General features: G+C 39.4%; 20 protein-coding genes, 4 pseudogenes and 1 riboswitch. Of the genes and pseudogenes, 19 read left to right on the top strand and 5 right to left on the bottom strand.

Going from position 1 to position 25,389, the window contains the following annotated elements; all coding sequences use genetic code 11:
• Positions 1–583: 583 nt before the first annotated feature.
• Together HX129_RS09565 and HX129_RS17735 are read left to right on the top strand one after the other, a co-directional pair.
• Positions 584–928, top strand: a pseudogene (locus tag HX129_RS09565) (IS3 family transposase); the annotation flags it as partial.
• A gap of 75 nt (positions 929–1,003) precedes the next feature.
• A pseudogene (locus HX129_RS17735) lies at positions 1,004–1,242 on the top strand (AbaSI family restriction endonuclease); the annotation flags it as partial.
• Positions 1,243–1,534: 292 nt separating this feature from the next.
• On the opposite strand, the pseudogene HX129_RS09555 reads toward HX129_RS17735, so the two are convergent.
• Positions 1,535–1,749, bottom strand: a pseudogene (locus tag HX129_RS09555) (helix-turn-helix domain-containing protein).
• A 264-nt stretch (positions 1,750–2,013) separates the two neighbouring features.
• Between HX129_RS09555 and HX129_RS09550 the strand changes: the two are divergent.
• Both HX129_RS09550 and guaA read left to right on the top strand, forming a co-directional pair.
• A pseudogene (locus HX129_RS09550) lies at positions 2,014–2,611 on the top strand (IS5 family transposase).
• Between the two features lie 135 nt (positions 2,612–2,746).
• Positions 2,747–4,315, top strand: a complete 1,569-nt coding sequence (guaA, locus tag HX129_RS09545) for a glutamine-hydrolyzing GMP synthase (RefSeq protein ID WP_286434346.1) — start codon at positions 2,747–2,749, stop codon at positions 4,313–4,315.
• A gap of 237 nt (positions 4,316–4,552) precedes the next feature.
• Here guaA and HX129_RS09540 read toward each other — a convergent pair whose 3' ends face one another.
• Complete coding sequence (locus HX129_RS09540) at positions 4,553–4,756, bottom strand: DUF3565 domain-containing protein (protein ID WP_286434344.1); 204 nt, start codon at positions 4,754–4,756, stop codon at positions 4,553–4,555.
• A gap of 116 nt (positions 4,757–4,872) precedes the next feature.
• On the opposite strand from HX129_RS09540, the gene gshB reads away from it, so the two are divergent.
• Complete coding sequence (gene gshB, locus HX129_RS09535; protein WP_286434342.1) at positions 4,873–5,811, top strand: glutathione synthase; 939 nt, start codon at positions 4,873–4,875, stop codon at positions 5,809–5,811.
• A gap of 74 nt (positions 5,812–5,885) precedes the next feature.
• Here gshB and HX129_RS09530 read toward each other — a convergent pair whose 3' ends face one another.
• Entirely contained in the window at positions 5,886–7,079 is a 1,194-nt protein-coding gene (locus HX129_RS09530) for an MFS transporter (RefSeq protein WP_286434340.1), read from the bottom strand.
• A 355-nt stretch (positions 7,080–7,434) separates the two neighbouring features.
• Between HX129_RS09530 and murG the strand changes: the two genes are divergently transcribed.
• The 7 genes from murG to lpxC all read left to right on the top strand — a co-directional run bounded on the left by murG (position 7,435) and on the right by lpxC (position 15,570).
• A complete protein-coding gene (gene murG, locus HX129_RS09525; protein WP_286434338.1) occupies positions 7,435–8,532 on the top strand; it encodes an undecaprenyldiphospho-muramoylpentapeptide beta-N-acetylglucosaminyltransferase in 1,098 nt (365 codons plus the stop codon).
• 13 nt (positions 8,533–8,545) lie between these two features.
• On the top strand, positions 8,546–9,994 hold the full coding sequence (gene murC, locus HX129_RS09520; RefSeq protein WP_130072388.1) for a UDP-N-acetylmuramate--L-alanine ligase: 1,449 nt from the start codon (positions 8,546–8,548) through the stop codon (positions 9,992–9,994).
• Between the two features lie 94 nt (positions 9,995–10,088).
• Positions 10,089–11,015, top strand: coding sequence for a D-alanine--D-alanine ligase (locus tag HX129_RS09515; protein ID WP_130072387.1), 927 nt, complete (start codon positions 10,089–10,091; stop codon positions 11,013–11,015).
• Positions 11,016–11,018: 3 nt separating this feature from the next.
• Positions 11,019–11,873, top strand: a complete 855-nt coding sequence (locus HX129_RS09510) for a cell division protein FtsQ/DivIB (RefSeq protein ID WP_174493957.1) — start codon at positions 11,019–11,021, stop codon at positions 11,871–11,873.
• Positions 11,874–11,937: 64 nt separating this feature from the next.
• The gene (ftsA, locus tag HX129_RS09505; RefSeq protein WP_130072385.1) at positions 11,938–13,200 is read left to right on the top strand and encodes a cell division protein FtsA; all 1,263 of its coding nucleotides are present in this window, start codon (positions 11,938–11,940) and stop codon (positions 13,198–13,200) included.
• A 161-nt stretch (positions 13,201–13,361) separates the two neighbouring features.
• Positions 13,362–14,543 (top strand): cell division protein FtsZ, encoded by a 1,182-nt coding sequence (ftsZ, locus tag HX129_RS09500; RefSeq protein ID WP_130072384.1) that lies wholly within the window; start codon positions 13,362–13,364, stop codon positions 14,541–14,543.
• A gap of 124 nt (positions 14,544–14,667) precedes the next feature.
• Entirely contained in the window at positions 14,668–15,570 is a 903-nt protein-coding gene (gene lpxC, locus HX129_RS09495; RefSeq protein ID WP_130072383.1) for a UDP-3-O-acyl-N-acetylglucosamine deacetylase, read from the top strand.
• Positions 15,571–15,667: 97 nt separating this feature from the next.
• Here lpxC and HX129_RS09490 read toward each other — a convergent pair whose 3' ends face one another.
• Positions 15,668–16,108, bottom strand: coding sequence for a DUF721 domain-containing protein (locus HX129_RS09490; protein WP_130072382.1), 441 nt, complete (start codon positions 16,106–16,108; stop codon positions 15,668–15,670).
• A gap of 106 nt (positions 16,109–16,214) precedes the next feature.
• Between HX129_RS09490 and HX129_RS09485 the strand changes: the two genes are divergently transcribed.
• The 3 genes from HX129_RS09485 to HX129_RS09475 all read left to right on the top strand — a co-directional run bounded on the left by HX129_RS09485 (position 16,215) and on the right by HX129_RS09475 (position 21,892).
• Positions 16,215–16,940 carry a M23 family metallopeptidase gene (locus HX129_RS09485; protein WP_286434334.1) on the top strand — a complete coding sequence of 242 codons (726 nt, stop codon included), beginning with the start codon at positions 16,215–16,217 and terminating at the stop codon, positions 16,938–16,940.
• A gap of 267 nt (positions 16,941–17,207) precedes the next feature.
• The gene (gene aceE / locus HX129_RS09480; RefSeq protein ID WP_130072380.1) at positions 17,208–19,919 is read left to right on the top strand and encodes a pyruvate dehydrogenase (acetyl-transferring), homodimeric type; all 2,712 of its coding nucleotides are present in this window, start codon (positions 17,208–17,210) and stop codon (positions 19,917–19,919) included.
• Positions 19,919–21,892, top strand: a complete 1,974-nt coding sequence (locus tag HX129_RS09475; protein WP_286436166.1) for a 2-oxo acid dehydrogenase subunit E2 — start codon at positions 19,919–19,921, stop codon at positions 21,890–21,892. Before aceE ends, HX129_RS09475 begins: the two co-directional genes overlap by 1 nt.
• A gap of 65 nt (positions 21,893–21,957) precedes the next feature.
• On the opposite strand, the gene HX129_RS09470 is transcribed toward HX129_RS09475, so the two are convergent.
• The gene (locus HX129_RS09470; protein WP_286434330.1) at positions 21,958–22,632 is read right to left on the bottom strand and encodes a methyltransferase type 11; all 675 of its coding nucleotides are present in this window, start codon (positions 22,630–22,632) and stop codon (positions 21,958–21,960) included.
• Between the two features lie 74 nt (positions 22,633–22,706).
• A riboswitch (yybP-ykoY riboswitch) is annotated at positions 22,707–22,855 on the top strand.
• Positions 22,856–22,945: 90 nt separating this feature from the next.
• Here HX129_RS09470 and HX129_RS09465 point away from each other — a divergent pair.
• The 4 genes from HX129_RS09465 to HX129_RS09450 all read left to right on the top strand — a co-directional run bounded on the left by HX129_RS09465 (position 22,946) and on the right by HX129_RS09450 (position 25,264).
• Positions 22,946–23,524 carry a TMEM165/GDT1 family protein gene (locus HX129_RS09465; RefSeq protein WP_130072377.1) on the top strand — a complete coding sequence of 193 codons (579 nt, stop codon included), beginning with the start codon at positions 22,946–22,948 and terminating at the stop codon, positions 23,522–23,524.
• Between the two features lie 292 nt (positions 23,525–23,816).
• Positions 23,817–24,614: an oxygen-binding di-iron domain-containing protein gene (locus HX129_RS09460; protein ID WP_130072376.1), complete on the top strand. Its 798-nt coding sequence runs from the start codon at positions 23,817–23,819 to the stop codon at positions 24,612–24,614.
• Between the two features lie 136 nt (positions 24,615–24,750).
• On the top strand, positions 24,751–25,116 hold the full coding sequence (locus tag HX129_RS09455) for a YkgJ family cysteine cluster protein (protein WP_286434328.1): 366 nt from the start codon (positions 24,751–24,753) through the stop codon (positions 25,114–25,116).
• Positions 25,094–25,264, top strand: coding sequence for a hypothetical protein (locus tag HX129_RS09450; protein WP_174493950.1), 171 nt, complete (start codon positions 25,094–25,096; stop codon positions 25,262–25,264). The genes HX129_RS09455 and HX129_RS09450 overlap by 23 nt, the downstream gene beginning before the upstream one ends.
• Positions 25,265–25,389: the final 125 nt, after the last annotated feature.

Genomic DNA, 25,389 nt, shown 5'->3' with positions numbered 1-25,389 from the left:
CCCACTTACCCAAGTTACGCCTTAAATTTGGATCAATTAGGGGCGCTTTGCATTTCAAATCTTTGTGCAACAAAGCCTAAGTAAAATACAAGTATTAAATATTACTAATTTTTTTAAAAATCCTGATAAAGTAGTTAATGTTCTAATTCCTATTGATCAAAGAATTAAAAAATTTGACATTAATAATATTAAGTTAAATGATTTTGAGAGATGTAGTTATAATTGGCCTAATAATAAACGTGGCTATCCTATATATGAAGACTTTTTTGAACATAAGTTCGTTGTCTCTAAGAAATAATTAATAATCAAAGGTATTACTTCCAAAATTATGATGTGAAAATTGAATTCACAACTTAAATAGGTTTGGAGTAATACCAGGGATGATTTCCTTTATAAACTTTATTTCGTTCTAGAGTTGTACAGGGGGACGTCAAATAGATTTCAATTCATACAATAATTGAGTACAAGACTACATCAACCAAAAATACCAATATGATGACTATGGGCAACTGATCCGACAAAGTGAAGGTGGGCATTTACAGTATTTTGAATGGGATGCTTTCGGCAGAATGATTCGCAGTAAAATCATAAACCACCTCGAAATTTAATTGTTCATTCGGACAGAGGCAGTCAATATTGTAGTCATGAATATCGGAATATGCTTGAAAAATATAGTTTTGAAGGTTCGATGAGTAAAAAGGGTGACTGTTTTGATAATGCACCAATTGAAAGTTTCTCGGGTGAGGAACAACGTTCCGCAAGTAAGAACGAACTTGTACATCATCGGAACTATAAAACGAGGGAAGAAGCTAAGGCAGATATTACAAAATACATAGAGCTCTTCTATAATCAGCAGAGAATTCAGAAAGGACTGAATTTTAAGACACCAAATCAAATGGCAGAGGACTTTTACAAGTTAGTTGCCTAGAATCTCCCAAGTGGAAGTGTCCTATTATTTCAGCACATATCATGACTGGTGTAGAGCAAGTATTAGCACACATCAGGTTTAACCATTATTGAAAAATCTACCGATTCTACATTGATGTCTAAAAAATTCTTGAGTGGAAAAATGGTGCCTCAAAACGTATTGTTTTTGCATGTGTAAAAGATAATTTAAGCTCGAAATATATTGATCGTTTTATGGGCTTATTCCAATTTCAATCTGCAGATGAAATAAATGGCTGTACGTGGAGCAGAATTGATACGCGTGTAAAAACTTACTCTCCTAAAATTGAATCATAATTATTTAACTATATTTAAACCTGAGGTAGTTAATCCAACTTCAGGATTACTTATAAATTTTATTAGCCGTCCCCATGTTCGGTGACCAAAATGTGACCATTGTGTGCCACACTCTGTATAAAGTACTTTAAATGACCTCAAATTTCACTCAATCACTTGTAATTTTTAGACCCCCTAAAGCTAAAAAACTGGGTCTATAAAATAGAATTATATTCCCAGTTTTAACTTATTTTTCGAATTTGTGACCAATCACTTTTATAAAGTGACCATCGGTGACCAGACTACTCTTCATTTATTTGATTAGTAATATTTTTTCAAAAACAAATAAATCACTACTTGAATGTCTAAATATTCACAAATACGGTCAATCGTTTCTAAGTCGATGCGAGTTAAGTCACCGTTGTATAGCTTATGCAAAGTCGTTTTATTGATGCCAGTCCCTCGGATCAGATCTGCAACCCTCATTTTTCTTTCAGCTAACAAAATTGGCAATTTACAAATAACCATTAATTTTTCATCTAATACAATGAAAATTTAATTACATTTAATTAAATTTGAGGTTGTTTTACGTTTAAGGATGAAAAATACTTACATCCGATGAATTAATATAGGAATACAATTATGACATATACATATCTTAACGGCACAGCAACTCGCTGAAAAAATTCAATACGACGCTCGCACCATTCGTAACCAACTTAAAGATAGCGTCTTCATGGCTTTGTTGCACAAACCTACTGTTAAAGGCTTATTCAACATTATAATTCTCAAATGAATAAGCTCACACCTAAAATCTATCGTACAATCAATTGGTCTTCTTCTAACAGAGCATTAATAAATCGAGGAAATATTTCTATTTGGTTTGATCCCAAAACTCAATGGTACGCTCAACCAAAAGGCAAAAATGGTCGAAATCAAATCTATTTAGCTTACAACCAACAATGTGAGTGATTCACAGGTGCTTGGTGATTTACTGAATCAGATTCCACAGGAAGAACAGATTGACTCCGTCTATACTGATGGGGCTTATGACATCAAGTAATGCCGTCAGGTCATCGCAGAGCGACAAGCGCATGCGGTGATTCCACCAAGCAAAAATGTGAAACCTTGGAAAGATACAAAGACCAGCTCGCTAGAGCGAAATGAATTACTTCGAACAGTTAAAAATTTAGGCAGGACACTATGGAAAAAATGGTGAGGCTATCATCGCCGAAGTTTGATCGAAACCAAAATGCATTGCATCAAATTATTAGGCGATAAACTCAGTGCAAGAAATTTCCAAAGCTAAGTCAATGAGATGCATGCACGTGTGGCAGTATTAAATAAATTTACGGAGTTGGGTCGACCTCACACCCGAGTTGTCACTTAAATTTGGATAACTTGGGAAAAGTTTAGCTTTTGAATGTTTGCGCAACAAAGCCACTTGATAGAAGGGTGTGCGTCCTGCGTTGAAAAATGCTAGAATATGGCGCTTAAATCCATTTGCCTGCATAGTTGTATATTCATGACGACCAATACTCAAATTACTGAAGATCGTATCCTGATTTTGGATTTCGGTTCTCAATATAGCCAATTGATTGCACGCCGTGTTCGTGAAGCGGGTGTTTATTCTGAAATATATGCGTTTGATATGTCAGAAGAAGACATTCGTGCATTTAACCCGAACGGGATCATTCTTTCAGGTGGGCCTGAAAGTGTGCATGAAGAAGGCAGTCCACGTGCACCAGAAATCGTCTTTAATTTAGGCGTACCAGTATTGGGTATTTGCTATGGTTTACAAACCATGTCAGAGCAGCTTGGCGGTAAAGTAGAGCCAGGTGATGTACATGAGTTTGGCTATGCTGAAGTTAACATTCAAGTTCGCGATAAATTAATCGGTGATCTTGAAGACAATAAAGATCAATTAAAAGTATGGATGAGCCATGGTGATAAAGTAACGCGTATCCCTGAAGGATTCCAAGTGACTGCAAGTACACCAAGCTGCCCATTTGCGATGGTGTCGGATGAAACTCGTCGTTTCTATGGGATCCAGTTTCATCCTGAAGTCACGCACACTGCCAAAGGTGCTGAATTACTTTCTAACTTCGTTCATGGAATTTGTGGATGTCGTAACCTTTGGAATTCAGAAAACATCATCGACTTACGTGTAGAACAATTACGTGAGCAAATTGGTGATCAAAAAGTATTATTAGGTCTTTCAGGTGGTGTGGATTCATCAGTCGTTGCTGCACTTTTACATAAAGCGATTGGCGATCAATTGACATGTGTATTTGTGGACAATGGCTTACTTCGTTTGAACGAAGGCGAGCAAGTGATGGATATGTTTGCAAAAAACATGGGCATTCGTGTGATTCGTGCCGACGCTGAAAACCGTTTCTTGTCTGCACTTGCAGGTGAAGTTGATCCTGAAAAAAAACGTAAAATCATTGGTCGTGAGTTCATTGAAGTATTTGCTGAGGAAGCACGTAAACTTGATGGCGTAAATTTCCTTGCTCAAGGCACGATTTACCCTGACGTGATTGAATCTGCTGCAACCAAAAATGGTAAAGCGCATGTGATTAAATCACACCATAACGTGGGTGGTTTACCAGAAGATTTAGCGTTTGAATTGGTTGAGCCAATCCGTGACTTGTTTAAAGATGAAGTACGTCGTTTAGGGACAACTTTAGGTCTGCCACATGAGATGCTGTATCGTCATCCATTCCCAGGCCCAGGTTTAGGTGTTCGTATCCTCGGTGAAGTGAAAAAAGAATATGCTGACATTTTACGTTTAGCTGATGACATCTTTATGCAAGAGCTTCGTGCAAGCGGTTGGTATGACAAAACTGCGCAGGCATTCGCTGTATTCCAACCTGTCAAATCTGTGGGTGTGGTGGGTGATGGTCGTCGTTATGCATGGGTGATTGCACTTCGTGCGGTTGAAACGGTTGACTTTATGACGGCTCGTTTTGCACATCTTCCATACGACCTCGTAGACAAGATTTCTACACGTATTATGAATGAAATTGCAGACGTTTCTCGTGTTGTTTATGACGTTTCATCTAAACCACCTGCAACGATTGAATGGGAGTAAAATCAGGGTTTCAAAATGCAACGCATTTTGCTGATTTTACGCCAAGGGCTGTGCCCGCGGCAGTGAGGGCTTTGAAGAAGCAATGCTTCTTGCCTAAATTACCCTAAGAGCAAAATACAAAATGTTGTTTTGAATTTTGTGCAAACTGTTTGCGGTAGTTGATCGACATGATTAAGTAAAAAAGAGCGCTTAGGCGCTCTTTTTCATTTTTACCGATGATCGTAATTTATGGATGACTTAAGTAAAACTCGTGTTCTTCACTTCACAGGCTTTACATTTCAACATCATCCCAATTTTTTCTCTTCGCCCTTGTTCAGTCATTACCCACGGACGATTTTGCCAAGGTGGTGTATGACGAACATGTTGCGTATGACCGCAAGCAAGCTCAGCCACCCAATGACCTTCATGGTCTATATGAAAAGCAATTATGGCTTGTTGCATATTTATCCTTAAAATATTTAAAAATATAATTCATCAAAGCTTTACTGAAAATGGCATAAATGCAAGAAAAATCTCCGCTATACTAAAACCATTAAACATTGAAAAAGAGCTTAAAAATGCGCGTACTTGTAGTGATGGACCCGATTGAAAATGTAAATCTGAAAAAAGATTCAACCATGGCAATGTTATGGGCAGCATCACGACGTGGGCATGAACTCGGCTATGCATTACAGCAAGATTTATATATTGATCAAGGTAAAGCGTTTGGCTTAATTCATCCTTTAACAGTATTTGAAGATTACAACCACTATTACGAATTGGGTGAAAAACAAAAGCAATCTTTGGCTGATTATGATGTGGTGTTGATGCGTAAAGATCCACCATTTGATATGAACTTTGTTTATACCACTTATATTTTAGAACAAGCAGAGCGTGAAGGTGCATGGATTATTAATAAGCCACAAAGCCTGCGTGACTGTAACGAAAAACTATTTGCAACTCAGTTCCCTGAGCTACAAGTGCCGACTTTAGTGACGTCACAACAAAGCCTGATTCGTGAGTTTTTAAAAGAACATGGTGATGTGATTGTTAAACCTTTAGATGGTATGGGGGGAATGGGTATTTTCCGTTTATACCAAGATGGGGTAAATATTGGTTCAACCATTGAAATTTTAACAAATAATGGCACACAACCAATCATGGCACAGCGTTATATTCCTGAAATTGTGGATGGTGATAAACGTATTCTCATGATCAATGGTGAAGCTGTTCCATATTGCTTGGCACGTATTCCACAAAATGGAGAAGTGCGTGGTAACTTGGCAGCAGGTGGTTTAGGTGAAGCTCGACCATTGACTGAAAATGACAAAGCAATTGCAGCAAAAGTGGGTCCATTTTTAAAAGAAAAAGGCTTAGTTTTTGTTGGTTTAGATGTGATTGGCAACTATGTCACTGAAATTAATGTCACCAGCCCAACGTGTATTCGAGAAATTGATACACAATTTGGCACCTCAATTGCTGATGACTTATTTACTGTCCTAGAAGCAGGATGTTAATCGTTTTAAGTCGGTTTGAAAACACCAGCATCAAGCTGGTGTTTTTTAATATGTCTGAAATTTTTAAATGACATTTATTGTATTTTTAAGGGGTACGCTTTAAATAATTGCCAAACTGCACCAATGCCAAGTAAAGACAAAGCTGTGGTAATCCAGACAATATTGCTCCAATTGTGTGTATATGAAACGAGCATTCCACTCAGAGGTGGCAGTATAAATTGTCCAAAAGCTGAGATTTGTAATACTAAACCGACACTTGCTGCAATTGCATTCGGATGAGGTGCGTAATTTAAAGTAATCGCAAAAACAGTTGCAGGAATCAGCCCACCTACAGCAGAAAAAATAATGACACTTAAATATTGAATTGGAAATGGTAAATATTGATTGAATACGAACATAACGAAACACATCGTACACATGGTCAAAAAACCTGTAATGATGAGTTTTTTAGCCGTAATCCCATGGTGTAAAAGTGCACCTGCAGCCAATGTTCCGGCAATATTAGAAATAGAAACAAGAGCTGTTAATATCCCTGCAACTTGAAAATCAATTTTTGCATTGAGATAAATACTTGGTAAAAAACCAATGACGGTCAGCCATTGACTGGTATAAGCAGCAAAAATGATGGCTAAACAGACAACAGGTGCATGACGCAATGTCATTTTAACAACACTTAAAAATGATAATGATGAGGTCTGTGTTGAATGTGTACGTGGAAGACGAAGTAAAACTTGCACAATTGCGGCAAAGCCTAAACAGAGCAGTCCTAAACCAAACCAAATATGTTGCCAAGAAAAGTACTGTAATAATAACGGAATGCTGAGCATGGCAATCCCTACACCGAGTCCCATATAAGACCCCCAGATGCCCATTTTTACATTCATTTTTTGTGGATCACAAATTCTTTTTAAAATTGCAGGGGCAGTGAGGGTAATCAATAAAAAGCCAATTCCTTCAAAAAATCTAAAGAAAAATAAACTGAATAGTGAATGAATAAAAACACCACTTAAACTTGCACAGCCTAAAATCACTAAACCTGCAATAAAACACTGTTTAAGCCCAACTTTCTCACTAAAACTTCCTAAACATAACGCAAATAACATACCTGCCGCTTGTACTAAAGACAAAGCAAGTCCTGCTTGGGCAAGATTTAGATCAAGTTGTTTTTGTAAAATAGGCAGAATAGGGGAGAGTTTACCGACATGAATCGCAGCCAAATATCCTGCTGCAATAATCCAAAGATCATGTCGTGAATTATGTTGTGTCACGATGTCTATTCTTCCATGAATAATTTTTAAGTAAAATTTGAGTATAAAGAGAATAAAATATATTTCTATAAAAACAATTTTTAAGTTTATAGATAAATTTTTCATATAAAGAGAAAGGTACGGTTAATACTTAAGGCATACAGGAATCCCGATTTAAAATATATAAATTGTACAAAAATAAGTATTTTCTGATAGATTAATAACAAAACTAGTTTAAACTTTCAAATCAGTAGAAAAAAACAATGAAGTGTCAGGTGAAAAAAAGTAAATAAACTTTTCCCTCTCATGGTTTGTGATTACAATTGTCTGCTTAAAGACTCGTTAAATTTTATTTTTGGTATTGAAGAATTAGACTGTGAGCAAACCTCAACAAACTACACCTAAGCATGTCATGATGATGGCAGCAGGTACAGGTGGGCATGTATTTCCAGCCTTAGCGGTCGCTAAAGAGTTGCAACAACAAGGGTGCCAAGTCTCATGGTTAGCAACCCCGGCGGGAATGGAAAATCGTTTATTAAAACAACATGATATTCCAATTTATCAAATTGATATTCAAGGTGTACGTGGCAATGGTCTTGTCCGTAAATTAGCAGCACCTTTTAAAATTTTAAAAGCAACCTTAAGCGCAATGCGCTATATGAAGAAGCTCAAAGTTGATGCTGTTGCAGGCTTTGGGGGGTATGTTGCAGGTCCGGGTGGTTTGGCTGCCCGTTTATTGGGTATTCCTGTGATTATTCATGAGCAAAATGCTGTGGCGGGCTTTACCAATACACAACTTTCACGTGTAGCAAAAAAAGTATGTCAGGCATTCCCAAATACCTTTCCTGCATCTGAAAAAATTGTGACAACAGGTAATCCTGTGCGTGCAGAAATTACCGCAATTTATAATCCATCTTATCGTTATAAAGAACGTGAAAATTCAGGTGAACCCATTCGTATTCTCATTGTGGGTGGTTCTTTAGGTGCACAAGCTTTAAATGAATGTGTACCACAAGCGTTGAAACAGCTTAATGTTCCACTGAATGTTTATCATCAATGTGGTCAAAATAAGCAAGAAGCCACACAAGCATTATATGCAAATTTACCTGAAACTTTGCACGTTGAAGTTCAGCAATTCATTGAAGATATGGCAAAAGCGTATAGTGACGCTGATTTAATTATTTGTCGTGCAGGCGCACTCACTGTAACTGAAGTTGCAACTGCGGGTGTCGCTGCGGTTTTTGTCCCTTTACCAAGCGCAGTGGATGACCATCAAACAGCAAATGCTCGTTTTTTGGAAAAAATTGGTGCTGCAAAAATTTGTCCACAAGCCACCATGACACCTGATTCGTTAAAGGATTTATTAACGCCGTTGATGAATCGCCAATTATTGATGGAAATGGCGGTTAAAGCTCGTCAACAAGCCCAACCTGACGCAACACAGCGTGTGGTTGGTTTAATTCAAGATTTGTAAGTTAGAGTTGATTATGTCTCCAACAAGCCCAGCTGATAAAGCAAAAAACCTGATTAAAATTCCTGAAATGCGCCGTATTAAGCATATCCATTTTGTGGGTATTGGTGGTGCAGGAATGTGTGGTATTGCCGAAGTATTGAAAAACCAAGGTTATAAAGTTTCAGGCTCTGATATTAAGGCATCTAAAACAACGGCACAGCTTGAAGAAAACGGGATTAAAGTTTATATCGGGCATGCAGCTCAAAATATTCAAGGTGCAAATGTATTGGTGGTTTCAACTGCCATTGACCCTGAAAATCTTGAAGTTAAAGAAGCAATTGAAAACCGCATTCCTGTTGTTCGTCGTGCCGAAATGTTGGGTGAGTTAATGCGTTATCGTCATGGGATCGCAGTTGCGGGCACGCATGGCAAAACGACAACAACCAGCTTAGTCACTTGCATGCTTGCTGAAGAAAATATGGATCCAACTTATGTGATTGGTGGATTACTCAATCGTACAGGTGTAAATGCTGCACTTGGAGCAAGCCGTTATATTGTTGCTGAAGCGGATGAGTCAGATGCATCATTCTTACACTTAGAGCCAATGGCTGCGATTGTCACGAATATTGATGCAGACCATATGGACACTTATGGCGGTAGCTTTGACGTATTAAAAGATACCTTCGTCAAATTTTTACAAAAAATGCCATTTTATGGTTTAGCTGTCGTCTGTGGTGATGATGCTAATATTCGCGAAATTATGCCGCGTATCGGTCGTCCCGTTTTAACGTATGGTTTTAATGAAGATAATGATATTCGTGCAATCGATGTTGAACAAACAGGCATGCAATCAAGCTTTACTGTTTTACGTAAAGATCGTGAACCTTTACGTTTAACCATTAACTTGCCAGGCTTACACAATATTTTAAATGCTTTGGCTGCGATTGGTATTGCAACCGATGAAGGTGTTTCAGATGCTGCTATTGCACGTGCTTTAGAAAGCTTTAGTGGCGTGGGTCGTCGTTTCCAAGTACAAGGTGAATTTGCGCTTGGCGAAGGCAATGTAAAACTTGTCGATGACTATGGTCACCATCCTAAAGAAGTTGAAGCGACCATTAAAGCGGCACGTGCGAGTCATCCAGATCGTCGCTTAGTGATGATGTTCCAACCTCATCGTTTCAGTCGTACACGTGATTGTTTTGATGACTTTGTTGATGTGTTGTCACAAGTCGATCAACTATTACTTTTAGAGGTATATCCTGCGGGTGAAAAACCGATTGTGGGTGCGGATAGCCGCTCATTGGCGCGTAGTATTCGCCTACGTGGCGAAGTTGAGCCGATTTTGATTGATCCTGTTGAAGGTAATTTGCAGAACGTTATACAAAAAGTGTTACAAGCGAATGACTTGTTATTAACACAAGGTGCGGGTAACGTGGGTGCAATTTCGATAGAATTGGCTCAAAATCAATTGTATTTAAAATAATTTACAATGTTGGGTTTTTATTGTTTGACAGAAAAATAGTGAAACCCAATATTTTAATTTAAATTGACTAACATATAAGTTTAAGGATTTAAACGTGTCAAATGCTTCTAAATTCGGCAAAGTAGCGGTGTTGCTTGGTGGTAAATCTGCTGAGCGTGAGGTGTCATTAGATAGTGGTAAAGCTGTATTAGAAGCATTATTACGTTCAGGAGTAAATGCTGAAAGCTTTGATCCACAAGAACGTAGTGTGACGGAACTTGTAAATTACGATCGTGCTTTTATTGTCTTGCATGGTCGTGGTGGTGAAGATGGTCAGATCCAAGGTGTTTTGGAGTGGTTAAACATTCCTTATACAGGAACTGGTGTGCAAGGTTCTGCAATTGGCATGGATAAAGTTAAAACCAAACAAATTTGGCAAGGTTCAGCATTGCCGACTGCACCGTATCGTATCATTTCTAAAGATTCAAACTTAAATGAAGTGATTGAAAGTTTAGGCTTACCTTTAATCATCAAACCTGTACATGAAGGTTCAAGTGTAGGGATGAGTAAGGTTGAAAAAGCTGAAGATCTAGCAAAAGCTATTGAAAAAGCAACAGTTCATGATGCTGTTGTGATGGCGGAAAAATGGATTACAGGGCGTGAATATACCATTGCCTTTTTAAATGGACAGGCTTTACCTGTCATTCGCTTACAACCGCCTGCGGATGTTGCATTCTATGATTATGAAGCAAAATATAACCGCAACGACGTTGAATATGGAATTCCGTGTGGTTTAAGCGAAACAGAAGAAAAACAACTGCAAGAACTATGCTTACGTGCTTTCCAAGCTGTGGGTGCAAGTGGTTGGGGGCGTATTGATGCCATGCTAGATGAACAAGGTAATTTCTGGTTGCTTGAAGTTAACACTGTGCCAGGTATGACCAGTCATTCATTAGTACCAAAAGCTGCTCAAGCGGTTGGTTATGAGTTTGATCAACTTTGTGTGGCAATTTTAGAACAGACTTTGGGCGATACACACTAATTTATGGCTCAACTCCCTGCTTCGATGCGCCGTAAAAAGGCAGCAATTACTTCAATACATGAGAAGCCGCCCACTCGTAAAGAAAAGTTAATTCATGCTGGTGGGTGGGTCTTGCTGTGTGTGGCTTTTTTAGTATTGGTTGCTGGTTTGTTTGGTTTATATAAAGTTGTGACAGATGCTAAAGTCGCGACTTTGCAAGTGGTGGGTGTAGATTCACCTATCGAAAATCAAATGCTGTCGCAATATTTAGCCCCTGTGGTCAAGGATAATTATTTTACTTCTGACTTAGAGCAAATTCGAGATCGGGCATTAGAAGTATCTTGGGTAGATCGCGTTGTTGTCGCTCGTGCATGGCCCAATGGGATTCGTGTTCGAGTGATGCCACGTCATGCAATTGCACGTTGGGGAACAGGACGATTGTTGAGTGACAGTGGCGATGTGTATAGTGAAGCACAGTTACGCAATCATCAAAATTTGCCACTTTTGCATGGGCCACTGAGCCAATCTAAAGTTATGATGCGTCGCTATAATGAGATTAATCAATTATTTCATCCTACTCATCTTCGGTTGAAAGAGTTGTATTTAACAGAACGAATGACATGGTTTATGCAGTTTGATTCGGGTATGCGCATTATTGTTGACCAAGATCAAACCATGAGTAAATTACAACGTTTAAGTCATTTGGCACAAACTGATTTAAAACCTGTTTGGTCAAATATTGCTGCCATTGATTTGCGTTATCGAAATGGTCTTGCGATTCAATGGAAAGATGCAAAAATGCCAAAAATTTTAAATGGTGGCTTTGTTGTAACGAACAATGACCCAAGCGTTGCAGATCCAAGCATAGTACAGCCATAATAGATGGCTTTATAAGAGGCGATAAGCCAAAGATAAACAATATGAAGATAATGGTAGTGAAGTGATGAGTGAAGCTGTTCCCTCAGTTGTTGCGATAGACATTGGGACACATAAAGTTTCAGTTCTAATAGGTAAGGTGCATGCCCCTGATAATATTCAGGTTATTGGTATGGCAAGCGCACGTAATAAAGGCATGAATAAAGGCAAAATTGTTAGCCTAGATAAAGTGACCAATGCCATAAAACAAGCCGTGCAAGAAGCGGAAGACATGGCAGAATGTCGTGTACATTCGGCATGGGTTTCTATCCCTAGTACAGAATTACAAAGTCATTATGCTGTGGGACGTACCCCAATTGCGAATCCAGATCGAACGATTACGACTTCAGAAGTTGTTCGTGCATTAGATTTGGCTAAAGCCAGTCATTTAACTGCAGATCATTATTTAGCAACGGCTGTCCCTTTGGGCTTTGAATTGGATGATTCACAAGAATGGGTACAAAATCCAATTAATTTGACTGCACATAGTATGACTGCGCATTATCAGCTCATGATGATGCCGATTGCAACCATGCAGAATCTTGATCGTGCAATGAAAGGTGCCAATATTTCTGTTGAGAAAATGGTGGTATCTTGTTTAGCAACAGCAGAAGGTAGTTTGCTAAAAGACGAAAAAGAATATGGGGTTTGCTTGCTCGATATTGGCGCAGGCACGACCAATATTGCCGTATATATTGAAGGTCATTTGGTACTTGCACATACCATTCAACGTGGTGGTGAAAATGTCACGCGAGATATTGCAGCTGTATTACAAACCACTACAGAAGAAGCAGAGCGAATTAAGTTACTCTATGGTTGTGTAGATATTCATCAAGTCAAACCTGAGCATATGATTCAGTTTGAAGCAATTGATGGTCCACAAACCATCAGCCGCATTGAACTTGCTGAAATTATCATTGCTCGCTATGAAGAAATTTTAGGTTTGGTACGTGATGAATTAGAACAACGTGGTGCATTGCCAAGTTTATATCATGGTGTGGTATTAACAGGGGATGTATGTCAAATCGAAGGTATGGTAACGTTAGCACGTAGAATGTTAGGTGTTTCAGCACATTTGGGGAATCCCACAGTAAATGTATATGCAGATGACCAACATTTATCTGCTTTACGCCGTTCGATGTATGCAACTGCGTCAGGATTATTGTTATTTAGTCAAAGTGAAATGCAAGATGCTGTAGAAGAACCAGAAGTCAATAGCCATCGCTCAGTTTGGGAGCGGATAGCCAATGGTTGGACTGCAATGAATAACAAATTGAAAGGTATTTTTTAGGTTTGATTTTTTGGAATATTGTTAAAAAGTTGTAAGTATGTCGTCCTATACTTGACAAGTTTAACAATGAGCAGCATCCTAAAACAAATTTTATTATTGAAGATCAAGGCAGTATACGGGCTTAAGTGACTGCCATACATTAAGTAGGAAATCTAAAGGTCATGGCCTCATTTGAATTTTTAGAAGATGAACAAACCGATAGTAACGGTCAAGCCCGTTTTACTGTATTTGGTGTTGGTGGTGGTGGTGGTAATGCCGTACAGCATATGGTGCAGTCGGACATTAAAGGCGTAAAATTTGTTTGTGCAAATACGGATAAACAAGCTTTAGATCGTATGAATGCCCCATTTAAAATTCAACTCGGTGAACAAAGTACCCGTGGTTTGGGTGCAGGTGCAAACCCTGATGTAGGTCAAATTGCTGCTGAAGAAAGTCGTGAATTGATTCGCCAACACCTTGAAGGTGCGGACATGGTATTCGTGACTGCGGGTATGGGCGGTGGTACAGGTACAGGTGCTGCGCCAGTTGTTGCTGAAATTGCTCAAGAAATGGGTATTTTGACAGTGGGTGTGGTAACAACACCATTTAACTTTGAAGGTCGCCGCCGTCAACGCTCAGCAGAAAAAGGTATTGAAGCTTTAGAACAACATGTTGATTCATTGATTATTATTCCAAATCAGCGCTTACTTAGTGTGTATGGTGACATCTCTATGCAAGATGCTTACCGCAAAGCAGATGATGTATTGTTAAATGCTGTGCGTAGTATTTTTGATTTAGTTGTTCGTCCGGGTCATATTAACCTTGACTTCGCCGATTTAAAAACTGCAATGAGTACCCGTGGTTATGCCATGATGGGTGAAGGTAAGAGCAGTGGTCCAGATCGTGCTGAAGAAGCTGCACGTTTAGCGATTCGTAGCCCATTATTAGATAATGTGAATATCATGAATGCCAAAGGCGTTTTGATTAACATTACTGGTGGTGCGGATGTTACATTACGTGAAACTGAAATTATCACAGATGTTGTCAATCAGATTGTTGACCTTGATGAAGGCGAAGTCTTCTTTGGTACAGTATTTGATCCAGATGCACGTGATGAAATTCGTGTGACTGTGATTGCCACAGGTCTAACACGTAATGCCAATGAAGCAGAAGTAAAACGCCGTACTCCTGTAAGTGTTGCTGCAAATGTACAGCAATCTACTCAAAATGCTGTAGATGAGGATGATATTCCTGCGATCAGTAAGCGTCAGAACAATGATGCGCCTGTTGCGAATACCAGTGCATCACCACGTTCTACACCGATGAGCATTCAAGATTATTTGAAGAATCAACAACGTAAATAATTGATTATTTAAATAAATACTGATGATGATCGAAAAAGGCAGTAAGTTTTACTGCCTTTTTTGTTTTTTATCAATGGCTAAATGTGCTAACGTATAGCAGATTTAGGTTGAAGAACACAGAAGCATGTTGAAACAGCGTACCCTGAAACGTGTCGTGAAAGCGAGTGGCATCGGACTGCATAGTGGACAAAAAGTGATGATTAACTTTTTGCCACATGTTGCTGATGGGGGTATTGTATTTCGCCGTATTGACCTAAATCCGCCTGTAGAAATTCGTGCTGATGCTATGCTGGTGCAAGAAGCCTTTATGTGCTCCAATTTGGTTGAACATGACGCCAAAGTGGGAACGATTGAGCATGTGACGAGTGCCATTGCAGGTTTAGGCATCGACAATTTAATTATTGAAGTTTCTGCCTCTGAAATTCCGATCATGGATGGCAGTGCAGGACCATTTATCTACTTATTAATGCAAGGCGGTTTGGTTGAGCAGGATGCACCCAAAAAATTTATTCGTATGCTCAAGCCTGTAGAAGCATTAATTGAGGATAAAAAAGCTGTTTTTACCCCTCATAATGGTTTTCAAATTAATTTTGAAATTGATTTTGATCATCCTGCCTTTGCTAAAGAATACCAGTCTGCAACTATTGATTTCTCGACTGAAACTTTTGTGTATGAAGTGAGTGGTGCACGTACTTTTGGTTTTATGAAGGATTTAGATTATCTCAAAGCGCATAATTTAGCGCTGGGTGCAAGCCTAGATAATGCTGTGGGGCTAGATGATACTGGGGTAGTAAATGAAGAAGGTTTACGCTTTGCAGATGAGTTTGTACGACATAAAATTTTAGATGCGGTAGGGGATTTATATTTGCTTGGTCATCAAATTATTGCCAAGTTTGACGGTTATAAATCGGGTCATGCCCTGAATAATCAGCTTTTACGCAATGTTAAAAGTGATCCAAGCAGCTATGAAATTGTAACATTTAATGACATATCTTCTTGTCCTATTCAATATGTACAGGTCTTATAAGTCCTTGCTTTTGAGTAGGTATGTTATAAAGTAACATTTAAAAATGTGACTTATTTGGCTTTTTGTAAATACAATATATTAATTTTTATTTTCTTGTTTACTTTTTATTGCTTGCCAAACGTAACAAAGCTTGGCTAAGCTTAGCATCGTTCACAAAGCTTGCAGCGTGTTGTAACATTTCTTGCGTTGCGGGAGTAAGGGTTTGAACGGGTTTATTTGAAAGTATAGGTTCTACTTTTCTTGTGCGAAGGCGAATTTGAATTTTTTGTAAATCTTTCAACTCTTCTAATTGTGATAATTGAGAAATATATTGTTTTTGAAGATAACCGAGCTGACTGATCATAGCTTGATTTTCACCGGTAATCGTCAAAATACCGTATTGATAACATACGACCTGCCATACTTCTGGTTGAGGTAATAAGGGTTGAATTAATTTAGTAAGTCTTTGCCATTCGGCAACTTGCTTTTTTAGAAACGATAAGTTTCCTGTTTTTACGTGTTGTCTTGTTTGATGGAAGAGATTTTTAGGTTCAGACATACATTATTCCTACATAGTTATGTCTTATCTTAAGCCCTCGTTTCAGTAGATATCAAGGACGAGATCACTCAAGGAACTTGACTAAGAACAGTTAAAAGAGGTTTTTATGCATTCGCGACGTATTTTATTGGCATTTTCTTTAGCAGCTTCTGCTGCATCGGTTGCATTCGCAGATTTAGTTCAATTAGATGTTTCTAATCCTTCTGCTCCAGATCGTTTAGAGCAGCTTTCGAAAACATTGTCTCAAGGCTCTTATACACATCCTGATGATATGGATATTCCAGGCAGTGTAACATTTCAACCGCATTTACGTACATCAAATGAAAAATCAATTGAATTGAACAATGCAACAATTGCTCAGAAATACGGTTCAGCAGCACTTTCTTCTTCACATGTTGCATCTACAGGGTCTCGCTATTCAGCAGGCTCTCCATATTCATGGTTAGTGACGCATCCATTACCTGATTTAAAACGTGTAAGTTCAAATTATGGTGGTCGTACCATGGGTGGTCGTGCAGAAAATCACTCTGGTTTAGACATGTCAGCACCAAGTGGTACGCCAATCTATGCAACAGGTCCAGGTATTGTGACCAAGTCAGGTTGGGGTACAGGCTATGGTCAATATGTCGAAATTAACCATGGTAATGGTTATTTAACACGTTACGCACACGCTTCACGCTTAATTGCTCGTGTGGGTGATCAGGTGAAAGCAGGTGAACATATTGCTAATGTTGGTTGTACGGGGCGTTGTACAGGCCCACATTTACATTATGAAGTAGTGAAAGATGGTCAACGTAAAAATCCATCTACCTATTTAGCAATGTTGCCATAATCACGCACCATTCGATTGATGTATATTGTTTGAGTGTGGATGCATAGTGAATTCTATATTTCAATAGACTATCATCAAATAAAATCTTAAGTGTATATAAAACCGCCTTTATTGGCGGTTTTTTGTTGCTTTGTGTGATATTTGGTCAGTATGTATTTAGCTACTAAATAATACAACAGCTCTACATTCATCTGTAACGATAACTTAACACCTCTAAAACATGATACATATAAGATATAGAAAATTAGTCTAAGGAGTAGGTGAAACATGGCGTATTATGGTGATACTGACGCACAGGAAACACAAGAATGGCAAGATGCCTTTGATTCTGTGTTGCAACATATGGGCAGTGAACGTGCTGCTTTTTTGCTCGAAAAATTATACCAACAAGCAATTTCGAAGCATGTCCCTATTCAGCGACTAAATACTCCTTACTTAAATACGATCCCAGTAGAAGAACAACCTGCTATGCCAGGTGATCCAGATATGGAGCGTCGTATCCGTGCGCTCATCCGTTGGAATGCATTGGCAATGGTTTTACGTGCCAACAAAACAGGTGATGATTTAGGTGGTCACTTGGCAAGTTTTGCATCTTCTGCGACGTTGTATGATGTTGGCTTTAACTACTTCTTCCGCGCCAATAGTGATCACTTTGGTGGTGACATGATTTACTATCAAGGTCACTGTGCACCAGGGATTTATGCACGTTCTTATTTAGAAGGGCGTTTGACTGAAGATCAGCTCAATAATTTCCGTCGTGAAGTCGGTGGTCAAGGTCTTTCAAGTTACCCACATCCTTATTTGATGCCTGATTATTGGCAGTTCCCAACCGTATCGATGGGTTTGGGGCCAATCATGTCAATTTATCAAGCACATATTCAAAAATATTTGATGAATCGTGGTTTAATCAAAGAAGAAGATCGCAAAGTTTGGGCTTACCTCGGTGATGGTGAGATGGATGAACCAGAAAGTTTAGGTGCCATTTCACTCGCAGGTCGTGAAAAATTAGACAATCTCATTTGGGTGGTGAACTGTAACTTACAGCGCCTTGATGGCCCTGTACGTGGTAACGGTAAGATTATTCAAGAACTTGAATCATTATTCCGTGGTGCAGGCTGGCGTGTGATTAAAGTCGTCTGGGGTCGTCATTGGGATCCTTTATTAGATAAAGATGCTTCAGGTGCTTTGAAAGCGCGTATGGAGGAAGCATTAGATGGTGATTATCAGCGTTACCAAGTGAAAGGTGGTGGATATACGCGTGAGCATTTCTTTGGTAAATATCCTGAAGCGGAAGCGCTTGTTAAAGCTTTGAGCGATGAAGATATTGAAAATCTCAATCGTGGTGGTCATGATCCATACAAAGTGTATGCAGCTTATGCCGCAGCGATGACGAGTAATGGCCAACCTACAGTGATTTTGGCAAAAACCGTAAAAGGTTATGGTTTGTCTGAAGAAATTGAAGCGGTTAACAAAACGCACCAAATCAAGAAAATGCATTTGGAATCATTGAAGTATTTCCGTAACCGTTTCAATCTGCCATTTAAAGATGAAGACTTGGAAGAGCTACCTTTCTATCGTCCGGGTGAAAACTCTCCTGAATTGAAATACATGAAAGCACGCCGTGAAGCATTAGGTGGTTATCTACCTGCACGTCGTAAAGAAAGTGAAGCGTTGGCGATTCCTGAACTTTCAGTTTTTGATGGTGTGCTCAAAGGCAGTGGCGGTAAAGAACAATCAACGACTATGGTGATGGTGCGTTTGATTGCTGCATTGTTGAAAGAAAAAGCGATTAAAGATCGTGTTGTGCCAATTGTACCTGATGAAGCACGTACTTTCGGTTTAGAAGGTATGTTCCGTCAGCTGGGTATCTATGCTGCACATGGTCAGAACTATACTCCTGAAGACCAAGAACAGCTCATGAACTATCGTGAAGCAAAAGATGGTCACATGTTACAAGAAGGGATCAATGAAGCAGGGGCGATGAGTGCTTGGTCGGCATTAGGTACAAGTTATTCAACCAATAATTTGCCAATGATCCCGATGTATATGTACTACTCAATGTTCGGTTTCCAACGTATTGGTGATATTGCATGGGCAGCGGGTGACTCTCAAGCACAAGGTTTCTTGTGTGGTGCAACTGCAGGTCGTACAACTCTGAATGGCGAAGGCTTACAGCACCAAGATGGTCATTCACATATTTTAGCTGCAACGATTCCAAACTGTGTGGCTTATGATCCTTGCTTTGGTTATGAGTTGGCCGTGATTGTGCATGATGGTTTACAACGCATGTATGTCAATCAAGAGCGTGTGTTCTATTACTTGACACTAATGAATGAAAACTACGATCAGCCTGCATTGCCACAAGAAGCGATTGAAGGTATTAAAAAAGGTCTGTATTTATTCGAAAAAGATGACAAAGCGACAGTTCAGTTGATTGGTTCAGGTGTGATTCTGCGTGAAGTGATTAAAGCTGCACAAATCTTAAAAGATGAATATCAAATTCATGCCAATATTTGGAGTGCGACAAGCTTTAACGAGTTAGCACGCGATGGTATGGCAGTTGAAGAATACAACCGTTTACATCCACTTGAAGATGGTCAAGAGTCTTGGGTATCGCAGCAACTCCGTGGCACAGATGGTATTGTGGTTGCAGCAACCGATCATATGCGCGCATACAGTGAACAGATCCGTGCTTATTTGCCAGACAGCCGTCCATATGTGACTTTGGGTACAGATGGTTATGGTCGTTCAGATACTCGTGGCAATTTGCGTAGTTATTTTGGTGTTGATGCTGCACACATTGTGGTTGCAACGCTGAAAAAACTCGCAGATGAAGGCGAAGTAGATCCACGTTTAGTGAAAGATGCGATTTCTTCATTTGAACTTGATGTTGATCGTCCAGTGGCTTGGTTACCACAGGCGCATCCTTCAGTACAAGATGTTGCAGCATATGCAGAACCAACTGAGGAGAATAAATAATGCAAGTTAAAACTCCTGATATTGGTGTAGATAAAGCCACTGTCGCTGAGATTTTGGTAAAAGTGGGTGATACGATTGCTGTAGATGACAGTATTGTATTACTCGAATCGGATAAAGCCTCTGTTGAAGTGCCAAGCACTTCGGCAGGCGTGGTTAAAAACATTGCAGTTACTGAAGGGGATGAAGTTTCTGAAGGTGCAGTGCTGATTGAAGTTGAATCTGCTGAAGCGGAAGCAACGCAATCAGAATCTACGCAAGTCGAAGAAAAAGTAGAAGTAGAACCTACACAAGCAGAAACGGTTGCTGAACAGCCCAAAGCTGAAACAGCATCTCCTATAACAACATCGCAAACTGTTGAAGTCAAAGTCCCTGACATTGGTGTGGAAAAAGCACTGGTCGGTGAGATTTTGGTGAAAGCAGGCGATGAAATCGCGGTTGATGACAGCATCGTGGTGGTTGAATCTGACAAAGCCACTGTAGAAGTCCCGAGCACGGTTGCAGGTACTGTAGAAAGCGTGATCGTCAAAGAAGGCGACAGTGTCAAAGAGGGTGTGGTTTTAATTACTGTGAAAACAGTATCAGTTGCCCAAGAGACTGTGGCAGTTGCTGAAACCAAAGCGAGCCCTGTAGCATCTACGCCTGCTGAAGCGCCGAAAGCTGAGGCAACAACTGTACAAGCCGGCCCTGTAGAGATTGCTGTACCTGATTTGGGTGTAGATAAAGCATCTTTGTCTGAGATTTTGGTCAGCGTCGGTGATCGTGTTGAAAAAGATCAGAGTTTGGTTGTTGTTGAGTCCGATAAAGCTTCAGTTGAAGTACCAAGTACCGTTGCGGGCACGATCAAAGCAATTCATGTAAGTGAAAACCAAGACGTCAAACAAGGCATGCCTTTAGTGACGATTGATGGGGTTGCTGATGTCAAACCTTCTGAAGTTGCTAAAGAAAAAGCAGCTGCAGCACAGACTGAAACAAAAGCTGCACCAAAAGCAGAAAAAGTAGTAGAGCCGCAAGCACATCTTGCCCATACCTCGGATAAACTGAGCAAAGAACAACAGGCTGAAAATGCCAAAGTCTATGCGGGTCCTGCTGTACGTAAACTGGCTCGTGAACTTGGTGTATTGTTAGCGCAAGTTGAGTCTTCAGGTCCGCATGATCGTGTCGTCAAAGAAGATGTTTTTGCTTATGTTAAACAACGCTTAACTGCACCACCATCTGCACCACAAGCAGCAGTGACTCAGGTTGCTTCAGGCTTGCCTGCATTGCCTGACTTTAGTGCATTTGGTGGCAGTGAAATTGCACCAATGACGCGTTTACAGCAAGTGTCAGTACCACAATTGTCATTGAATAACTTTATTCCACAAGTGACGCAGTTTGATTTGGCAGACATTACTGAACTTGAAGCTTGGCGTGGTGAACTGAAAGGTAAATTCAAGCAAGATGGTATTAGCCTGACGATTTTGGCATTCATTGCTAAAGCGGTGGCATTCTTGTTGAAAGAAGAACCTTATTTTGCAGGGCACTTGGCTGATGATCAAAAGTCAGTTGTGCTACGTCATGAAATTCATATGGGTATTGCGGTTGCAACACCAGATGGCTTGACTGTTCCTGTACTGCGTAACCCTGACCAAAAATCAATTAAGCAAATTGCGATTGAATTGGGTGAGCTCAGTAAAAAAGCCCGTGATAAAAAACTTTCACCGAAAGATTTACAAGGGGCTAACTTTACCATTACCAGCTTAGGCTCCATTGGTGGCACAGCATTCACACCATTAGTGAACTGGCCGCAAGTGGCGATTTTGGGTATTTCACCTGCGACTATGCAACCTGTATGGAATGGTGAGGCTTTTGATCCAAAACTGATGTTGCCGCTTTCATTGTCTTATGATCACCGTGTGATTAATGGTGCAGATGCAGCACGTTTCACCAATAAGCTGACTAAATTATTGGCAGATATCCGTAATATTTTGCTATAAATTAAATTTTTAATCTGAATGAGAACCTCGCTACGGCGGGGTTTTATTTTGACTAAGTTTAAAATTTATAGAAAATCGCTCAAATTTTTGCTTCGATCATAAATTGACAAGGTTGAATCAGGATTGATATTCCAAATGCTAGGTAAAGGGCGGTCAGTAAATACTTTTTTCCATTGTTTGGCTTTAATTTTTTCAAAATCAGCAAAATCCCTCAAAAACATACGCCAAAAAGATTCATAACGTTTTATTGAGGCAGAATTTTCTGTTGCATAGCCATGACTTTGTCCATTTTCAGTTTTGAAATCAAAGCCAATGAGCACAATATTTTGTGGTTGAAATAAATGGGCAATACACATTGCCTGCAAGCCGCAGTTATTGCCGTAGACCTGCATCGTTGAGCTAAAGAGCTGTTCCCACTGTGTCGGTGGCGTAATTTTGAGTTCGGTCACCGCTTTAGGATAAGTTTTGCTATTACCTAGACCACAGCCTGTGATGAAATCACCTCGAAATTCGCTTGCTAAGCGAGACTGATATTGCTCCCACCACGCATAGTCACTGTGATGAGTGATTTTTGCTGATGGAATCAGTTGAAATGCTTGATTGCAGCAGATGACGAAATGTTCGGGTGTATTCAGTGGTGTCAAATCATGTTTTTTTAATGAAGGACCACCACCAAGGACAAAAATCGTTTGAGGAGATGAGTGTTGCTCAACATATTCGGAAAAATGGGTTGTCGTCATGAGTGAAGATAGGTCTTTCAAGTAAATTATTGGAAAAATAGCTGTAAAATTTTTATAGACATTGTAAACTAGTTCTACACTTCATTGGGGAGTAGCCGCTATTCACATGCATTTTAGTTGTGAATAGGTGATGGTCAACATAATTGTTCAACAGAACATGGTCATCATAGCAAAGAACCAATCTGCTTTTTAAGCATATCTTTTGTTGGCAAGACCTTTGATTTATCACTCCGCATGTCATGGTAAATATCATGATACAAGGCTAGCAGGAGGGATAAGTCATTGGTAAATATTGCTAGCCTGAGAATATGACATGTTACATGCCTTCCTCATCTCGCTTGTTGTCGTTGCCCTATCTGAAATGGGTGATAAAACACAATTACTTGCGTTACTTCTTGCGGCAAAATTTCGCAAACCTATACCGATTCTGATCGCTATTTTCTTGGCCACTGTAGTTAACCATGGGGTTTCTGCACTGCTAGGACAATGGATTACCACTGTGTTGAGTCCAACAGTACTGCTTTGGATTGTATCACTTGGCTTTATTGCGATGGCAGGTTGGATGTTGATTCCAGATGAGTTGGATGATGAGTCTGAAAGTATTAACAAATGGCAAAAATACGGTGTGTTTGGGGCAACTTTTGTGTTGTTCTTTCTGGCAGAAATTGGTGATAAAACGCAAATCGCAACCGTTGCTTTAGCTGCTCGTTTTGACAGTATCGGTTGGGTAACTTTAGGGACAACATTAGGGATTATGTTGGTGAATGCACCTGCGGTATTTATTGGCAATAAACTCGCAGAAAAATTACCAATTTCTTTGATTCATAAAATTGGTGCATTGATTTTCTTGGTGATCGGTGTTGCCGCTTTAGTACAGCATTATTTTTTCTAAAAGTTCATCGTTAAATCATTTTGGTTTTGCAGCTGCATTGAGTTGTTCATCAGCTCAATGCTATTTATTAAATATGACTGCAAAATTTCGATATCTGACATTGGGTTTTAATTGTAATTTGATCATAATACTTATAAATTATAAGGAATTTAAAATACGCTTTCGTATTCTTTCATCGGGGTTCTCATCTATAAATTGTTTGAATGACATATTGTACTATAAATGTCTGATTGCTTGTAGAAAAAGAAAATGAAAGAAGTGAAATATATAAATAATTTTTAGAGGTTGGGGTATGGCTTTAGATCGCACCACATCGCAAGTACTGTTTGATAATGGTACACATAAATGCATTAGTTTTACGAGTTTAGTTAAAGGTGAAGGTGTACAAGCCAATCAGTTTTTAATTTTAGATCATGAAAGAGCAGCAGTGTTAGATCCCGGTGGTGATTTGACCTATGTGCCCCTCACGATGGAACTCAATAAATATACGCGTTTGCAAAATCTTGATTATGTTATGGCATCGCATCAAGACCCTGACATTATTACCTCTATGCCACGTTGGCTCGTTTATACAGATGCCAAAGTGGTGGCTTCAAAATTATGGGCACGTTTCCTACCGCATTTAAACTCAGCATTTATGAGTGATCGCATGAAAGGTGGATGGTTAGAGCGTCTGATCGAATTACCTGACCAAGGGGGCTCAATTACACTAGGGCAAAGTCAAATTATTGTTGTGCCTGCACACTTTTTACATTCAGTGGGTAATTTCCAATTTTATGATCCGATTGCGAAAATTTTATTTTCAGGTGATATGGGGGCATCTATGGTCAAAGATGCTTCGAAACCCATTGATAATTTTGCAGCACATATTCCCACGATGAAAGGTTTTCATCAGCGTTATATGTGTTCAAATCGTATTATCCGTTTATGGGTGAAAATGGTACGACAAATGGACATTGAAATGATCGTCCCACAACATGGAACGCCTTTTGTTGGTAAAGCAATGATTAATGAATTTTTGGATTGGATCGAAAATTTACAGTGCGGCATCGACTTGATGGATGAAACGGTTTTTACCTGCCCACAATAAGCGAACAAAAAATTAGAAAAAAATATTGAGTTGAAGAAAAAATATTTTTAAGATTTGCAGTGCCAAAATCTTTTTTAAACCTCTTTCATTGTAACTTAATGGAAGAGGTTTTTTTGACCACGAGAATTTTAAAAATATGTTGTCTCAAATCCCAGCACAGGATGCGTGCTTAAGCTGTGGGGCGTGTTGCGCCTTTTTTAGAGTGTCATTTTATTGGGCAGAAGGAGAGATCATGCCCGATGATGTGGTGGAAGAATTAACCCCTGTCTATTCATGTATGAAAGGCACCAATCAAAAAAATCCACGTTGTGTCATGTTGTCAGGTGAGATTGGGCAGCAGGTGAGCTGTACGATGTATGAACAACGCAGTTCAAGCTGTAAGGAAGTTCAAGCAGGCGATGTACAGTGTAATAAAGCACGCTTTGCACATGGCTTGATTCCATTGGTTGAAATTGAACCTGTATTGCCAAGTAATGACGATGGCTACGACCAAGTGTGTTAAAGGACTGGGTATTTTTATTGCTTTAACTTTGCTTGCGGATTATGCCTATTCGACCAGTACTTTTACTTTGGCGCGAACCCATTGGCTCATGAGTGAAATGGGAATAGGCAATGCAGAGTGCACAGACACTTATGGTTTGAGTAAATAAGACTTCCCACTGCGTGGCAAAACATGGGAGGTGCAATATCGTTTTGTGGATTTAAGACTCATTTTGTATGATCCCAAGACGTATGAAATGGCATGTGTCTATGCTTCAAAGTAAGTCTTATTTTT

The sequence above is a fragment of the Acinetobacter sp. 251-1 genome (assembly GCF_030329305.1).
Classification (GTDB): Bacteria; Pseudomonadota; Gammaproteobacteria; order Pseudomonadales; family Moraxellaceae; genus Acinetobacter; species Acinetobacter piscicola_A.
Note: the sequence above shows the minus strand (reverse complement) of the source record. Positions and strands in the feature narration are given on the sequence as shown.

Bases quoted from the DNA above. Each gene is read 5' to 3' on its own strand.
- murC (WP_130072388.1), top strand. From the start codon at position 8,546: ATGTCTCCAACAAGCCCAGCTGATAAAGCAAAAAACCTGATTAAAATT.
- ftsZ (WP_130072384.1), top strand. From the start codon at position 13,362: ATGGCCTCATTTGAATTTTTAGAAGATGAACAAACCGATAGTAACGGT.
- HX129_RS09475 (WP_286436166.1), top strand. From the start codon at position 19,919: ATGCAAGTTAAAACTCCTGATATTGGTGTAGATAAAGCCACTGTCGCT.
- HX129_RS09470 (WP_286434330.1), bottom strand. From the start codon at position 22,632: ATGACGACAACCCATTTTTCCGAATATGTTGAGCAACACTCATCTCCT.
- HX129_RS09465 (WP_130072377.1), top strand. From the start codon at position 22,946: ATGTTACATGCCTTCCTCATCTCGCTTGTTGTCGTTGCCCTATCTGAA.
- guaA (WP_286434346.1), top strand. From the start codon at position 2,747: ATGACGACCAATACTCAAATTACTGAAGATCGTATCCTGATTTTGGAT.
- lpxC (WP_130072383.1), top strand. From the start codon at position 14,668: ATGTTGAAACAGCGTACCCTGAAACGTGTCGTGAAAGCGAGTGGCATC.
- HX129_RS09485 (WP_286434334.1), top strand. From the start codon at position 16,215: ATGCATTCGCGACGTATTTTATTGGCATTTTCTTTAGCAGCTTCTGCT.
- ftsA (WP_130072385.1), top strand. From the start codon at position 11,938: ATGAGTGAAGCTGTTCCCTCAGTTGTTGCGATAGACATTGGGACACAT.
- HX129_RS09460 (WP_130072376.1), top strand. From the start codon at position 23,817: ATGGCTTTAGATCGCACCACATCGCAAGTACTGTTTGATAATGGTACA.
- HX129_RS09540 (WP_286434344.1), bottom strand. From the start codon at position 4,756: ATGCAACAAGCCATAATTGCTTTTCATATAGACCATGAAGGTCATTGG.
- HX129_RS09510 (WP_174493957.1), top strand. From the start codon at position 11,019: ATGGCTCAACTCCCTGCTTCGATGCGCCGTAAAAAGGCAGCAATTACT.
- HX129_RS09450 (WP_174493950.1), top strand. From the start codon at position 25,094: ATGGCTACGACCAAGTGTGTTAAAGGACTGGGTATTTTTATTGCTTTA.
- gshB (WP_286434342.1), top strand. From the start codon at position 4,873: ATGCGCGTACTTGTAGTGATGGACCCGATTGAAAATGTAAATCTGAAA.
- HX129_RS09455 (WP_286434328.1), top strand. From the start codon at position 24,751: ATGTTGTCTCAAATCCCAGCACAGGATGCGTGCTTAAGCTGTGGGGCG.
- HX129_RS09490 (WP_130072382.1), bottom strand. From the start codon at position 16,108: ATGTCTGAACCTAAAAATCTCTTCCATCAAACAAGACAACACGTAAAA.
- aceE (WP_130072380.1), top strand. From the start codon at position 17,208: ATGGCGTATTATGGTGATACTGACGCACAGGAAACACAAGAATGGCAA.